The organism is Mycobacterium sp. NGS22 (genome assembly GCF_059813095.1).
The window spans coordinates 68,245-82,790 of sequence record NZ_JCALDY010000014.1 but is presented as its reverse complement, the minus strand read 5'-3'; the positions used below and the strand labels follow the sequence as shown (position 1 = coordinate 82,790).

Annotated in this window: 18 protein-coding genes; 15 read left to right on the top strand and 3 right to left on the bottom strand. The window is 64.0% G+C overall.

Features of this window, described 5'->3' with window-relative positions; genetic code table 11:
- Nucleotides 1–37: 37 nt before the first annotated feature.
- Genes AC5Y47_RS15375 through AC5Y47_RS15365 form a run of 3 tightly spaced genes read right to left on the bottom strand, consistent with a single transcriptional unit; the run spans nt 38 to nt 3,013 of the window.
- Nucleotides 38–1,129: an NAD(P)H-dependent amine dehydrogenase family protein gene (locus tag AC5Y47_RS15375; RefSeq protein WP_499944872.1), complete on the bottom strand. Its 1,092-nt coding sequence runs from the start codon at nt 1,127–1,129 to the stop codon at nt 38–40.
- Between the two features lie 2 nt (nt 1,130–1,131).
- Nucleotides 1,132–2,211, bottom strand: a complete 1,080-nt coding sequence (locus AC5Y47_RS15370; protein ID WP_499944870.1) for an NAD(P)H-dependent amine dehydrogenase family protein — start codon at nt 2,209–2,211, stop codon at nt 1,132–1,134.
- Nucleotides 2,212–2,224: 13 nt separating this feature from the next.
- Nucleotides 2,225–3,013, bottom strand: coding sequence for an SDR family NAD(P)-dependent oxidoreductase (locus AC5Y47_RS15365; protein WP_499944868.1), 789 nt, complete (start codon nt 3,011–3,013; stop codon nt 2,225–2,227).
- Nucleotides 3,014–3,172: 159 nt separating this feature from the next.
- On the opposite strand from AC5Y47_RS15365, the gene AC5Y47_RS15360 reads away from it, so the two are divergent.
- The 15 genes from AC5Y47_RS15360 to AC5Y47_RS15290 all read left to right on the top strand — a co-directional run bounded on the left by AC5Y47_RS15360 (nt 3,173) and on the right by AC5Y47_RS15290 (nt 14,534).
- Complete coding sequence (locus AC5Y47_RS15360) at nt 3,173–3,775, top strand: TetR/AcrR family transcriptional regulator (RefSeq protein ID WP_499944866.1); 603 nt, start codon at nt 3,173–3,175, stop codon at nt 3,773–3,775.
- Between the two features lie 60 nt (nt 3,776–3,835).
- A complete protein-coding gene (locus AC5Y47_RS15355; protein WP_499944862.1) occupies nt 3,836–4,573 on the top strand; it encodes a hypothetical protein in 738 nt (245 codons plus the stop codon).
- A gap of 153 nt (nt 4,574–4,726) precedes the next feature.
- Complete coding sequence (locus tag AC5Y47_RS15350) at nt 4,727–5,335, top strand: TetR family transcriptional regulator (protein ID WP_499944860.1); 609 nt, start codon at nt 4,727–4,729, stop codon at nt 5,333–5,335.
- A 156-nt stretch (nt 5,336–5,491) separates the two neighbouring features.
- Nucleotides 5,492–6,994, top strand: coding sequence for a nitric oxide reductase activation protein NorD (locus AC5Y47_RS15345; RefSeq protein WP_499944982.1), 1,503 nt, complete (start codon nt 5,492–5,494; stop codon nt 6,992–6,994).
- Nucleotides 6,991–7,794, top strand: coding sequence for a CbbQ/NirQ/NorQ/GpvN family protein (locus AC5Y47_RS15340; protein WP_499944858.1), 804 nt, complete (start codon nt 6,991–6,993; stop codon nt 7,792–7,794). Before AC5Y47_RS15345 ends, AC5Y47_RS15340 begins: the two co-directional genes overlap by 4 nt.
- A gap of 13 nt (nt 7,795–7,807) precedes the next feature.
- Complete coding sequence (locus AC5Y47_RS15335) at nt 7,808–7,939, top strand: hypothetical protein (protein ID WP_499944857.1); 132 nt, start codon at nt 7,808–7,810, stop codon at nt 7,937–7,939.
- 86 nt (nt 7,940–8,025) lie between these two features.
- Nucleotides 8,026–8,631: a hypothetical protein gene (locus tag AC5Y47_RS15330; RefSeq protein WP_390176192.1), complete on the top strand. Its 606-nt coding sequence runs from the start codon at nt 8,026–8,028 to the stop codon at nt 8,629–8,631.
- Between the two features lie 19 nt (nt 8,632–8,650).
- Complete coding sequence (locus AC5Y47_RS15325) at nt 8,651–9,088, top strand: hypothetical protein (RefSeq protein ID WP_499944855.1); 438 nt, start codon at nt 8,651–8,653, stop codon at nt 9,086–9,088.
- Nucleotides 9,085–10,143: an NAD(P)H-dependent amine dehydrogenase family protein gene (locus tag AC5Y47_RS15320; protein ID WP_499944854.1), complete on the top strand. Its 1,059-nt coding sequence runs from the start codon at nt 9,085–9,087 to the stop codon at nt 10,141–10,143. Before AC5Y47_RS15325 ends, AC5Y47_RS15320 begins: the two co-directional genes overlap by 4 nt.
- 15 nt (nt 10,144–10,158) lie before the next feature.
- Entirely contained in the window at nt 10,159–11,214 is a 1,056-nt protein-coding gene (locus AC5Y47_RS15315) for an NAD(P)H-dependent amine dehydrogenase family protein (RefSeq protein WP_499944853.1), read from the top strand.
- On the top strand, nt 11,211–12,446 hold the full coding sequence (locus AC5Y47_RS15310) for a cytochrome P450 (RefSeq protein WP_499944852.1): 1,236 nt from the start codon (nt 11,211–11,213) through the stop codon (nt 12,444–12,446). The genes AC5Y47_RS15315 and AC5Y47_RS15310 overlap by 4 nt, the downstream gene beginning before the upstream one ends.
- A complete protein-coding gene (locus AC5Y47_RS15305; RefSeq protein WP_499944851.1) occupies nt 12,443–12,853 on the top strand; it encodes a hypothetical protein in 411 nt (136 codons plus the stop codon). Before AC5Y47_RS15310 ends, AC5Y47_RS15305 begins: the two co-directional genes overlap by 4 nt.
- Nucleotides 12,854–12,955: 102 nt before the next feature.
- Nucleotides 12,956–13,720 carry an LLM class F420-dependent oxidoreductase gene (locus AC5Y47_RS15300; protein ID WP_499944850.1) on the top strand — a complete coding sequence of 255 codons (765 nt, stop codon included), beginning with the start codon at nt 12,956–12,958 and terminating at the stop codon, nt 13,718–13,720.
- A gap of 98 nt (nt 13,721–13,818) precedes the next feature.
- Entirely contained in the window at nt 13,819–14,385 is a 567-nt protein-coding gene (locus AC5Y47_RS15295; RefSeq protein ID WP_499944849.1) for a hemerythrin domain-containing protein, read from the top strand.
- 8 nt (nt 14,386–14,393) lie between these two features.
- Entirely contained in the window at nt 14,394–14,534 is a 141-nt protein-coding gene (locus AC5Y47_RS15290; RefSeq protein WP_499944848.1) for a hypothetical protein, read from the top strand.
- Nucleotides 14,535–14,546: the final 12 nt, after the last annotated feature.

Genomic DNA, 14,546 nt, shown 5'->3' with positions numbered 1-14,546 from the left:
TTAAAAGGAGTTCACAGCAAACCCGAAAATTCGCTGGTTAGCGCACCACGCCGCGCAGTGTGACCAGTCCGAGTTCCTTGTGGGTGAGGAACCCCGGCGGTGCGTCGCAGACCGCCGGGATCGCATTGACGGGTCCCATCGCCGTCCAGGTGTAGCCGGGGTTTCCGTGGTCACCGTGTTCGTCGGCGGCACCACGCAGAATCAACTCGGTGGACACGTCGCCCTCCACCACCAGGCGGTAGTGGTAGTAGCCGTCCCAGTCGGGACGGGGGTCGATGGCGTCGTGCTCGATGAACGCGTATCTCTCGTGCAGCGTGATGAAGGGCCGGCCGTCCACCCACGCCGTCCATTCGTGTTGCTGGGCGGCCACCGTGCCCTTCTTGATGACTCCCTTCAATCCGGGCATGTCCATTTCTTCGGTTCCCTCATAAGGAATGTCGCGGGTGGCCACTCCCACCTTGGTCTCCGTCGTGAACTTCTCGACAGTCTTGCCCACGCCGTCCACCACCATGGACAGCGACTGCGCGAACAGGGGCCAGGCGGCTCCGAACAGATTCCCCGCTTCGAACTCGGCGGGATCTTTTCCGAACCCCATTTCGTCGAGATATTTGAGCGTGTCCTTGTTGAAGTTCACCACTTCATAGATATGGATGCGGTCGATCCGGCTCGCGATCCGGCACAGCGTCAGCACCAGCAGGTCCGCGGCAAACCCGGGATGGATCCCGCCGCCGTGAAATGACGTGCCGCCCTCCCGGCAGGCCGCTTCTATCTTGTCGACGTCGGCGGCGTTCGTCTCGGTTCGGTACCACCAGGCGCCACCGGAGGCGACGACATTCTTGCCGCCACGAAGGAGGCGGCAGATTTCGTCGATGTCGGACCACAACGGCGCGTAGAACACACAGTCCGCATCCAGCGCTTCCAGAGCTGCCTTGTCGGTTGTCGCGAGCACACCGAACGGAGCGACTCCCACGAGTTCACCGGCGTCCTTGCCGACCTTCTCGGGGCGGCTACAGAGCACACCGACGACCTCGTAGACGGGGTTGTCGGCGAAATGGCGCAACGCCAGCGTTCCCACATTGCCGATGCCCCACTGGATGACCCGATACTTCTTGTCCGCGGTCTGCGTCATCGCTACTCCTTCCACATGAGACCGCGGAGTGCCTCCGCCGGTGGAATCTCGTCCGCGGCAATCAATCCCGCCGGGGCACGACAAACCCAGTCGATGACGTTCACCGCCCGGGCGGCGGTGGAGATGCAGCCGGCGTCTGTCGTATCGAGTACCGGATGCGAGACATGTGTGTTGATCTCTATCCGAGGTTCTCCCTCGGCGACGACGCGGTGTACCCCGGGTTGGCCGTCGGGCGGGTAGGGCCAGTCGGGTGCCGCGGCGCTGGTGAGTCTCGTGATGTGCTCGAGGGTGATCACCGGCTGCCCGTCGACGACGCCTTCGGCGGCGAACCGGACCGCGGCCATTCCGCCCGGCTCCACTTTCATCATGATGCAGTCGATGGGGTCCGGAGTGAACCAGCGTTCATCGCGTTGCCGCACCTCGTCGAGGGTGATTCCGAGATGGTCTGCCAGATTCCGGATCGCGCCGCCGAACATGGACACCACGACACCAGGCAGGAACAGCATGGGCGGATCGTCATCCGGCTTCAGGCCGAAACCCATTGAAGTGCCGGTGAATTCGTAGTCGTCGTAATTCGCGTAGTCGAAGATCTCCTGGACGATGATCGAGGAGACGCGGGTCGTGAGGCTGCACGCTGAGTACACCAGGGTGTCCCCGGAGAACCCTGGGTCGATGCCGTTCACATACAGCGACGCGTTGCCGGCGTCGCACGCCCGCTGCAGCGGCTCCCGCAGCCACTCATCGGCCTGCCGTGGATTCGCAAGCCAAACCAACGACGTGCCAACGACATTGATGCCTGCCGCCAGAAACTTGGTCAGCTGGTCGATGACTTCCATCGGCCGTGTCTCGCCGAGCGCCGTATAGACCACGCAGTCGGCCCCGAGGGCCACCAGGGCATCGACGTCGTCGGTGGCCGTGACGCCGGTTGGTTCGTTCAACCCGCACAATTCGGCGGCGTCTCTACCGACTTTCGCGGGACCCGAGGCGTGAACTCCGACCAGCTCGAGGTCCGGCCGTCCGATGATGGCCCGCAACGAATGTCGACCGACGTTCCCGGTGGAGAACTGGATCACTCTGCGCATCGGCAGCCTTCCTTTAGTAGTCAGGGATCGGCAAGGGCGAGTTGTTCGACTCGATTCCGCCGTCCACGTGGAAGATCGCATTGGTGGCGTAGCAGTCACGCGTGCTCAGGTACACGCACAGACGCCCCAGGTCCTCGACATTGCCCAGCCGGTGCAGCGGCGTGGCCTCCTGCATCTTCTCCAGCGACCCCGGCATCAAATCCAGGCTCGACTGCAGCCCGTCGGTGGCGAACGAACCGAGCGCGATGGCATTGACCCGGATCTTCGGGGCCAGTTCTTGGGCCATGGCGCGGGTCAAGGCTTCCAGGGCTCCCTTGGCGGTGCAGTACGCGGCCAGTGCGCGGATGCCGAAACGTGCTGAGCCCGAGGAGATATTGACGATGTTGCCGTGTCCGGCTTCGAGCATGTGCGGTGCGACGAGCTGGCTCATGATGAACGTAGACGTCACGCACCAGTCGAAAGCGAGCTGGAAGTCTTCGTCGGTGATATCGAGAAACCTTGCGTACGTTGCCCCGCCGACGTTGTTGATCAGGATGTCGATGTGACCGAATTTCTCCATGGCGGTCGAGACGACGCGTTCTCCGTCGGGACGACTCATCGCGTCGGCGACCAGCGCCAACCCCTTTCCGCCGGCCGCCTCGATGCCGTCGATGGTGGCCACGATGTCGGACTCCGTACGCGCGGTACCCACTACGGTCGCACCCGCCTCGGCCAGGACCCTGGCGATGCCCTGTCCGACACCCTTCCCGGCGCCGGTGACGATGGCGACCTGTCCGTCCAAGTTGAACTGCTCCAGTGCCATCCCTGCTCCTCGGCCCGCGGTGACGTCGACATCATCTAACGACTCAAACTGACTTAAGTCAACGATGAAATACAGCAGCGCGTCAGGCTGCTGGCTGGCTTGGACAACGCCGGCGCGCTACTGTTTGCAGTCGGGTTTGACGAGGAATCAGATCGGATAATGACGGCCAGCAACAAGATCTCGGCGCGCGAGACCAAGCGTCTGCAGACGCGGGAGCGGCTACTCGGTGCCGCGGTCGCGGAATTCAAGCGATCAGGTATGGCCGAAGCGGATGTCGCGGCGATCGTGACGGCGGCCGGTGTCGCGCACGGCACCTTCTTCTTCCACTTTCCCACCAAGGAACACGTGTTGCTCGAACTCGAGCACCGGGAGGAACAACGCATCGCGAACCAGTTCGCCCGGTTTCTGGACACCGAGCATGATCTGGAGGGCGCCCTTCGCGAAGCCGTCCGGCTGGTCTCCGGACTGGAACGTCGGCTTGGTGAAGAGTTGTTCAAAGACTTTCTGGCGTTGCACTTCTCGCAGACCCGTCCGCCGGCGGAGGATGGCAGGGACCACCCGGTGATCATGGCGGTGGCCCGGGAGATCGAGCAGGCACAGCAACGCGGCGGCGTAGCTGTCGATGTCATCCCGATGAACAGCGCGGTGTTCTTCCTGCTCGGCTTATACGCGTTGCTGATCACCACGAACACGTGGCCGACCCGCGACGCGATGCTGGACGACTACGTAGCCCGAACGATGCAGAGTATGACAACCTGCTGAACCCCGCTGTTGACCTCAGTCAGTTTGTGGACTAGAACAAGCGGGGTTGAGGGAGGCAAATTGAATCTGCCCACATTGAGCTTTCGCCGCTCCAACGGGGACAACGGAACCACCGCCGGTGGCCGCGACGGGGTGTCCTTCGACGAGCACATGGAGGAATCGCAGCTCGCGCAGCGCCAGGCGGACAAGTGGCTGATCTCGGGCTCCCTGTTGATCGGCACGGCCGCGCTCGGGATCTTCGGCCTCCCCCTGTTCCTGCGGGGAGTCTGGTTGCTCCGGCGGGCGCAGCGGGCGGGATTGTCCGTGCGGCCCATGCTTGTCACCCTGCTCGGTTACCTCGTGATCATCGATGCCGCCATCAACACCGTGGGCTGGGCGCTGGACATGGTGGGCAACCACACCCTGCTGGGCCGAGTGTTGTTGGTGGGCTGGGGCAATATGTTCGATGCCGGCTACTTCTGGCATTTCAACGAACTCTGGATAGGCGGTGCGGCCGGCCCAGGTGAAAAGGGGTGGGAAGTCGGTCTGATCCTGACCGTCTTCACCATGCGGATCGCCGCCGGGATCGGCTTCCTGCAGATGAAGCGGTGGGGGCACCAGTGGATGGTCGTCACCTGCTGGATGGGTGTGGTGATCTGGATCGGCTACGTGTTCAACATGACCATGTACGCCGACGTGCGCTTCGCCGGTGTCATACTCCCCGTCGTCGGTTGGTGGCTCTACGACATCTTCTACATCACGCCGTTTCTGGCGATCCCCTACCTGCACACGGTCAACCGAGAGATCTTCTCCGACTGACTCGTTGACTGATGTCATGAAATTCGACAACAGTGCAACGACAGCGTGCGCCCAAAACCTGGCTTATGCAGGCCGATTTCGTCCATCCGACCACCCCCGGCCGCTTCGCAATCTATTGACTTGGGTCAGTAAAAGGTCTACAAAGAGCACACGATGACGGCACAGATCAGAACGTCCGTACGCGAAGCACAGCGGCTGCAGACCCGCCAGCGCGTGCTGGGCGCCGCGCTCGCCGAGTTCCAGCGTTGCGGAATGGCCGCCGCCGAGATCAGTGCGATCATCAGTGCCGCCGGGGTCGCACACGGCACGTTCTTCTTTCACTTCCCCACCAAGGAACACGTCCTGTTGGAGCTCGAGAATCGCGAAGAGGTCCGCCTCGCCGGCGAATTGGCACGCTTTCTCGACGAAACCCACGACCTCGCCGCGGTCTTGTCGGAGGTGGCGCGATTGGTGGTCGGCCTCGAACAGCGGCTCGGCGGGCCCCTGTTCAAAGACTTCCTGGGCATTCACTTCTCGCCGACGCGTCCCAACCGCGACGAGGAGTGGACGGATCACCCGGTAATCGTGTTGCTGGTCAGGGAGATTCAGCGCGCACGGGACCGCGGTCAAGTACATGCGGAGGTAAACCCGTTCTGTAGTGCGGTCTTGTTCCTGCTCGGCATCTACGGCGCGCTGAGCACCACATCGTCCGGGACCGCTCGCGACACCATGCTGGCCGAGCTGATCGCGACCGCGATCCGCAGCTTGGAGCCCCGGAAGTAACCGATAAGGAGACACCACCCATGGACATGGTTTGGGAGCTGTTGCGGTACGTCGCCGCATGGGGCGGAACCGGTTTGATCATCTGGTTCTGGTACTGGATGTTTTCCAACATCGGGACGTTCTGACCACGTGGCCGAGACCACCGACTCGTCGGCGATGGCGATAGAGCGCAGCTGCGCGTTGACCGCGGTGGCGCTCAGTGAGCAGCGTCGTGGTGGCGCCCGCCTCATGACGGGAGCCAGGCGCGGCTTCGGCTTGAGCATGGCGCTGGACCTCGTCCACGTCCCCTACCCGGCGCTGGCCCGCGACTGGACGCGCCGGACGCTGACTTGCGGGGTAGCGCTGCAATGTTCGCCGTCCAAAGACCGCTTGGCGCACTACCGGCTGAACGACCTGTCGCCGCGCGAGCACCGTGCGCTGGCGCTTGTCGAGGCCGGTGTGGCCCTGGGTTGGGTCGCCGCTCGATGGCCCGGCCTGATGCCCGAGGTCGAACGGGTACTGCCCGATGTGCCCGTCGGCGATCCGGATCTGGATGCGCCGGCGATGTTCGACCTCGCGATCGACCTGGCGCGGTCCGGACAGCAGATCGTCGAGCACCCGCTGCTCGGCATGCTGCCGCGCACGCAGACGAGCGCACGCGGACTGGCCAGTGCGATCAAACGATTCGGCAGAATGCCGTGGACGACGACCCAGCAGCGACATCCCCGTCCCTATTCGGTGCCGGTGGGCGGCGACGGTGGTGTGCGCAACCCCAATCTGCCGCCGCCGAGTCGCCCCGAGGACAACGACCTGGACGTCAATCCCGAACGCAGGCAGGGCATTCCGTATCCGGAATGGAACGCGTGGACGAAGACCTTTCTCGCCGATCACGTCGCGGTGCTGGAACTTCCGCCCGCCGCTCGCACTGGCCATCCGGCACCGATAGCCGAGAACCTGCGGAAATGGTTCGAGGAACACACACATCGCGCGATGACGAACCGGCTCGAAGACGGATCCGACCTCGACGTCGACCAGTACGTCCGCCACTACATCGACATGATGACCAGTCAAGCCAGCGAGCCCCGGATCTTTCGGGAACTGCTACCCAGCAGCCGGGATGTCACCACCGCGCTGCTGCTCGACGGAAGCTCATCGCTCGGCGTGCACGGCGGCCGGATATTCCGCCTGGAACTGGAATGCGCCGACGCGCTGTCTCGCGCGATGACGCTGGCCCGCGAACGGCACGGCATCTTCGTGTTCACCGGAAACACCCGCCATCGCGTGGAAGTGCGCTGCCTCAAGGACTTTCGGGACGGCCGCTTCGTGGCGCCGGGCAGCGTCGGGCTGATGACCGGCGGCTACACCCGGCTCGGCGCACCGATCCGCCACCTGACATCCCGGCTGCTGGCTCAGCCCTCCGAACGCCGTCTGCTCATCGTGATCGGCGACGGGTTGATGTCCGACGAGGGCTACGAGGGCCGCTATGCCTGGGCCGACGTGGCGCACGCGGTCGAGGAAGCCAACGACGCCGGCGTCTCCGTCTATTACGTGGGCGTGGGACCCACCCGAGTCGACCCGCTGCCAGAAGTGTTCGGGTCCCGCCGATCGAGACGGATCAGGCGAGTCGAGGAACTGCCGCGCGTGCTCGCGCACGTCCACCGAGAGTTGGTCGCCGTATGAGAGACACCTACATTGCCAACGGCAACGAAGTGGAACTGTTCGAACAGGCTTACCGCGAACACATTCCGGTCATGCTCACCGGACCGACCGGATGCGGCAAGACACGCTTTGTCGAGCACATGGGGGTACTGCTCAGCCAACCCGTCGTCACCATCAGCTGTCATGACGACCTGACCAGTTCCGACCTCGTCGGCCGGTTCATGGTCACCGGCGGTGACGTGTCGTGGACCGATGGTCCACTGACCAGAGCCGTCAAAGCCGGCGCCATCTGCTACCTCGACGAGGTGGTGGAAGCCCGGCACGACTCGCTGGCGATCCTGCACTCGCTGACCGACCACCGTCGCGCGCTGTACCTGGATCGCGCAGACGAAGTCGTCCGGGCGCCGGACTCTTTCATGCTCGTCTGCTCCTACAATCCCGCCTACCGCAGCTCACTCAAAGAGCTCAAGCCGTCCTTCCGTCAGCGCTTCGCGACCCTGCCGATGAGATATCTGCCTGCGCACCACGAGGCGAAGGTGATCGTGGCGGAGGCCGGCGTGGATCTCACGACCGCGACACGACTTGTGCAGTGCGCCAACGCCATCCGCAACGCTGACGAAGTGTTCCACTTCGAACCGCCGTCGACCAGGGTGCTGGTCACCACGGCCAAGCTGATCGCCGCCGGCGCGTCCGAGATGAGCGCCGCCGAAGCTTGCATCCTCGCACCTCTCAGTACCGACGGGGCGATCAACGACGGCCTGCGTGAAGTCGCCGCGGCGACCCTGCTTGCAGGCGAAACCTCGAACTCCGGAAACCGCTAGGAAGGGCAACGGCATGGTGGATCAGCAAGAGCGCAAACGCAAGAAGGCACTCATCGTCTTCCAGATCTTCATCTACGGCTACCTGCTGGTGATGTTCGGCATCCAGCTGTACATGTCGTTCGCCCGAGGCTGGTGGGATCTGTGACCGCGGTCGTCTCGTCCGGCGACTCCGTCAGCCTCACCGAGCACGACGACGAATCGCGGATCGCGCAACGCCGCGCCGACAAGTGGATGATCGTCGGCGCCGGGTTAATGGGCTGCTGGGCGCCCGGCCTGATCGGGTTTCCCATCTTCATGCGCGGAGTCTGGCTGCAGCGTCAGGCTTTACGCGCGGGCCTGTCGGTGCGGCCGATGATCGTCACCCTGATCGGCTACCTGGTGCTGATCGACGGGATGCTGAACAGCCTTGGCTGGGCGCTGGATCTGGTCGCCAACCACACCCTGATCAACCGGGTGCTGATGATCGGCTGGGGCAACATGTTCGACGCCGGCTACTTCTGGCACTACAACGAACTGTGGGTCGGCGGCGCGGCGGGACCGGGCGAAAAGGCCTATGTGGCGGGGCTGATCCTCACCGTGTTCTCGATGCGGGTCGCCGCGGCGATCGGGTTCCTGCAGATGAAACGCTGGGGACATCAATGGATGATCGTCACCTGCTGGATGGGCACCGTCATCTGGTGCGCCTACGTGTTCAACATGACCATGTACGCCGACGTCCGCTACGCCGGCGTGGTGTTCCCAGTGATCGGCTGGTGGCTGTACGACATCTTCTACATCACCCCGTTCCTCGCGATCCCGTACCTGCACACCGTCAACCGCGAAATCTTCTCCGACTGAGCGCCCGAGGAGCACACTCATGACCACGAAAACACCTGCCACAGAAGACAAAGACGCGGTCGAAGACCTGCCGCCGGGCACCACGCCCTACTACGCGCGGATGCACAAATGGATCAAGCGCGCCGTTCTGGTGTGCCTGATCGCCCTGGTAGTCGAGGGCGCGTTCACGCTGCCATTCATGGCCGTCTACTACGGCTATCCGACGTTGAGTCTCACCGAGATCTGCAGTGAGTTGCTCAAGGTCCGCTACTCCGACGACGCGCTGGAGTGCAAGTACCCCTACCCGCCGCTGGGGCCGCCCGAGGGCGCCGAAGGCAAGGACACCGCCCGCGACGTCTGGGGTATCCAGCCGACACCGAAATACCATCGGCTGGGCTTCCGCGAGTTGGTGCGCATCCACGACGAAAGACTGGCCCGTCAGGCCGCCCAGCAGCAGCAGGCCGGCGCGAAACCGTGACAGGCAAGCTGCGCGTCGTCCAGTGGACCACCGGCAACGTCGGCCGGAAGTCCGTCCACGCGATCGCAGCCAATTCACTGCTGGAACTGGTGGGTTGCTACGCCTGGTCTCCGGACAAGGTGGGCCGCGACGTCGGCGAACTGTGCGGCATCGAAACACTGGGGGTGCGGGCCACCGACGACGTCGACGCGCTGCTGGCGCTGCAGCCCGACTGCGTGGTTTACAACCCGATGTTCGCCGATGTCGACGAGGTGACACGCATTCTGCGGGCGGGGATCAACGTCGTCACCACATCCGAGTTCATCACCGGCCATCAATTGGGCCCGGACCGGGACCGCATCGTCGAAGCCTGTGCGACAGGCGAATCCACGATATTCGGCAGCGGCATCAATCCGGGATTCATCCAGTTGCTCGCGGTCGTCACGGCCGGTATCGCCGACCGGGTGGACCGGATCTGCGTCGTCGAATCCTTCGACACCACCATCTACAACTCCCCGGCCACCGAGATACCGATGGGCTTCGGCTGTCCGATAGACCAGCCGGATCTTCCCGCCGTCACCGAGAAGGGGTCCGGCATCTTCCGCGAGGCGGTGCAGTTGGTCGCCGACGCCCTCGGCGCCGAAATCGACGAATACCGTTGCGAAGTCGACTATGCCCAGACCACCGAGGATCTGCTGCTGCCCGGCGACTGGACGATCAAGAAGGGGTGCGTGGCGGGTATCGACCTGCGGTGGAAGGGAATTGCCGCGGGGCGCGAGATCGCCGAGATGCGCGCGGTGTGGACCAAGGGCCAAACCCTGGATCCGGCGTGGTCGACCACCTTCGGCTATACCGTGACCGTCGAAGGCCGCCCGACCATCAAGAGCACGTTGAGTTTCGAACCACCGCCGGACTTCCACGCCGAGTCTCTCGACGACTACATCATGCTCGGCCTGACCATCACCGCCATGCCGCCCATCACGGCGATACCCGCCGTCGTCGCCGCGCCGCCCGGCATCGCCACCTACACCGATCTGCCGCTGCTGCTGCCACGTGGAGTGCTGGCACGCAACTGAGAGGACGTGAGTTCGATGCCGGATAGAAAATATCGCGTCATTCAATGGATGACCGGGGATGTGGGGCAGGTCGCGCTTCGGCATTTCGCCGACAACCCGGTGTTCGACCTCGTCGCCGTCCTGGTGCACACTCCCGAGAAGGTCGGCAAGGACGCGGGCGACATCGTCGGCATCCCGGCGACCGGTGTCACCACCACCGACGACGTCGAGTCCGTCATCGCCACCGACGCTGACTGCGTGTTCTACACGCCGATCATCATGGACGTCGACACCGTCTGCCGACTGCTGCGGTCCGGCAAGAACGTCGTCACCACCAGCGGATTCTTCCATCCGTCGAAGTATTTCCAGGACGAGGCGGCGCGCATCGAAGCCGCTTGCCGCGACGGCGGGACGAGCTTCCACGGCGGCGGCATCCACCCCGGCTACGCCGGAGATCTGTTGCCGCTCACCCTGGCACGGGTCACCAGCCGGATCGACAAGATCGAGGTCTACGAAGTGGTGAATGTGCTCACCGACGCGCCGCTGGACCATATCGACTGGATGGGCTTCGGCAAGCCGAAAGACGAATTCCTCTCGACGCCAACGGTGCTGGGCATGGCCGTGCCCTTCTTCGGCCAGTCGATGTACATGATCGCCGACGGACTCGGCGTCGAGATCGACGACATCACCTCGGATTTGAGCGTCGCCACCGCAACCACGGACATACCGCACGAGCTGGGCGTGATCCCCCGCGGCACCGTCGCCGCGCAACACCACACCTGGACCGCCCACGTCGAGGGGCGGCCGTTAATCGTTTTCCACGCCATCTACCTGACCGGCGGCCCATCCGATATCGAACCCGCCTGGGATTGGGGAAAGACGCGGTACCGCATCGTGATCGACGGAGACCCGCCGAGCGCGCTGACGCTGGAAGGTGTCGACCCGCCCGGCGGGACGATGACGCATCCCGGCTACAACTGGACCGCGATGGGTGCTGTCAATGCCATTCCCGACGTCTGTGACGCCGCGCCGGGCTGGCTGACCCACTTCGATCTCGGCGTGATCCGGCCGCGCGGGCTGGTGCACAAATGACCGTCACGTCCCGTGCCCCAAGCGTTTTCGATGCCGGGCTGCCGACGCTCGAGTACGACGTCAACGAACCACCGCACGAGGTCTGCGAACGGATCCGGGCGGCGCAGCGACTGGCGCCGATCGCCATCGGACCCTTCGGTCCCGAAGTGATCTCGTACGAACTTGCCCGGGGCATCCTGCGCGACACCCGGTTCGTGATTCCGCCTGGTCTTCATCTGGCCGCCCAGGGCGTGACCTCAGGCCCGTTGTGGGACAGGGTCGTCGGGAGCATCATCTGCGCGGAGGGCGCCGAACACCATCGGCTGCGCAGCCTCGTCTCGAGAGCCTTTACGCCGCGGGCAATCACGCGTCTGCACGACACGATCGACGAAGTGCTCAACGATCTGATCGACGGCGTCGCTGACGCAGGACGCTGCGACATCGTCACCGATATCGCCCGGCACTACCCGATCCCGATCATCTGCGCGTTACTCGGTGCGCCACGCGCAGATTGGGCACAGTTCGAACGCTGGGCCGAAGCAATCTTCAAGATGGTGAACTTCTCGGTCAACCTGATCGACGAGATGCCTGCCGTGCTGCGCGGCTGGGCCGAACTGGATGCCTATGTCGACGACATGGTCGCCGAACGACGGAATCATCTGACCGAGGACCTGCTTTCCGACCTCATCCGCGCCGAGGATGACGGTGATCGCCTCAGTGCCGACGAATTGCGGATGACGGTGGCCGGGTTGCTTCTTGCCGGGACCGATACCACGCGCAACCAGTTCGCCGCCTCCCTGCAGGTGCTGTTGGATCACCCGCAGCAGTGGGCGATGCTGCGCGAGCATCCCGAGCTGGCCATGTCGGCGGTCGAGGAAAGCATTCGTCATTCGCCGGCCGTCTGCAACACCGTCCGCACCGTCCATGACGACGTTGAGTTCGGCGGTTACACCTTCCCCGCCGCAGCATTCATTTTCGTCAATTCCTTTGCGGCCAATCGTGATCCGCAGATCTATCCGGATCCCGACCGATTTGACATCAGCCGCGAGTCGGCACCGGCGGTGCTGACCTTCGGTGGCGGCGTGCACTACTGCCTCGGTGCGAATCTGGCCAGGATGGAACTGGCCGAGGGACTCAAGATCCTGGCGCGCCGGATGCCCGATGCTCGCCGTGTCGGGCCGGCGCCGTGGAAGCCGATGCTCGGCATGAGCGGACCGACAACGTTGCCAATCGAGTTCGGAATGCCCCGATGAGTTCGCGGTTGCATCATGTCGTCTTCGCGGTGGCACGCGAACGGCACGACACCATGGGGCAACTGTTCACCGAATTGGGATTCACCTTCAACGAGATCAGCCTGGACGAACTCGGGATCCGCGTTCTCCTGGACTGGGAGCGCGGCATCGAACTCATCAGCCCGAATCCGGGATCGGCGGCCGAAGTCGCCACGTCCGTAACCGAATTCCTGGCTGCGCACGGTGATGGCATCTTCACGGTCGTGCTGCAGGTACCGAACGCGTCCGGCGCAGAGGACATCGCCAAAGGCTATGGCTCGATCACCCGATTCAGACAGGGATTCGAAGGCGACGGCAACTATCTCGAAGAAATCGACTTGTCCGTGCTCGGCCTGCCGCTGACCTTCCTGTCGACCAACCTGCCGTGAGCACGAACGCCGCCACCGGACTGCAATCGATGCCGCAGTGAAGATCTGAAACAGTGCCGGGGCCGGTCGGTCGCGCTGCCAAGGCACCATACTGAAGCACTGATGGTGAAGATCGGCGTCCAGATGCACCCACAGAACGCGACCATGGCCGCATTACGTGCAGGCTGGGAAGGCGTCGACGACCTCGGCGTCGACAGCCTGTGGACCTGGGACCACTTCTTCGCGCCGCTCTACGGCGCCGCCGACGAACCCCACTTCGAAGGCTGGCAGATCCTGGCGGCGATGGCGGTGACGACGTCCAGAATCTCGCAGCTCGGCATGCTGGTGACCGGATGCGGTTACCGCAACCCGGACCTGCTGGCCGACATGGCCCGCACGCTGGACCACCTGTCCGGCGGACGCGCGGTGCTGGGCATCGGATCGGGCTGGATGGAAAGGGACGAGGTCGAATACGGCTACCCCGTCCGGACCCCCGCACAACGGCTCGATGTCCTCGCCGAGGCGTTGCCCCGCATTCGCCGCCGTATCGGCTTGCTCCGGCCCGGGCCGATCGGCCGGTTGCCCATCTTGCTCGGGGGCAACGGCGAACGGCGCACGCTGCGCCTGGTGGCGCAGCACGCGGACATGTGGAACGGCTACGGAGACGCCGAGACGATCCGCAGGAAAAACCGCGTCATCGACCGGTGGTGCGACGAGGTGGGACGTGATCCCGGCGAGATAGAACGCACCGTGTGGATCGAACGGGCCGATCCGGCCGTGATGGGCTCGCTCGTCGAGGCGGGGGCCGATCATCTGATTCTCGGCCTGCGGGCACCGTACGACTTGCGCGAGGTGGAACGCCTGGTGGCCGGCCGGCAGGCGTTTTAGCCTCCACTGGCCCGGGTATGCGGCCCGTAGCGGCGCACAGCCCCCCGCCCGCGTTCCCAGAACTTCACCTATGGATTCACCTGTGGAGGTGCATCGGCGTGGCCGAGATGATTGTTGAAACACCCGAGGAAGTCGTGGCGTTCCTCAAAGCCCAGCATGACCTGATCGAGGACATGTTCGACCAGGTTCTGCTCGCTTCGGATCCGGAAGCGCGCGAGAAGCCGTTCGTCGAGTTGCGTCAACTGCTTGCCGTTCACGAGACGGCAGAGGAGATGTTGGTGCACCCGCGGGTACGGCGCGAGTTCGACGCCGGTGACGACATCGTGGACAAGCTGCTGCAGGAAGAGCATGACGCCAAAGAACAGCTGTCGAGAATCGAGAGTTTGGACATCACCTCGCAGGAGTTCATCGACGAGTTGACCAAGCTGCGCGACGCCGTCCTTGCCCATGCCGAGCACGAAGAGATCGAGGAATTCGCGAAATTGCAGCGCAACCTCGACACCGAAGAACTCAAGCGGTTGGGCACCGCCGTCAAGCTCGCAGAAGCCATCGCGCCCACCCGGCCGCATGCCGGCGTCGAGTCGGCGAAGCTGAATTTCGTTGTCGGGCCGTTTGCTTCGATGCTCGACCGCGCCCGCGACATGATTCGTCAAGCGATCAGTTAGGAGCCTCGATGAGCACTCCCGAACCGCAGGACGCCACCGGACAGCCGGCTTCCGAGGAAGAAAAAGATGACAGCGCCGTATCACCGCCGGCGTATCCCGCCTACTCCACTCCGCCGCCAGAAGGTCTCGCCGGCAACGAAGACGGTTGACGGCGGCCCGTA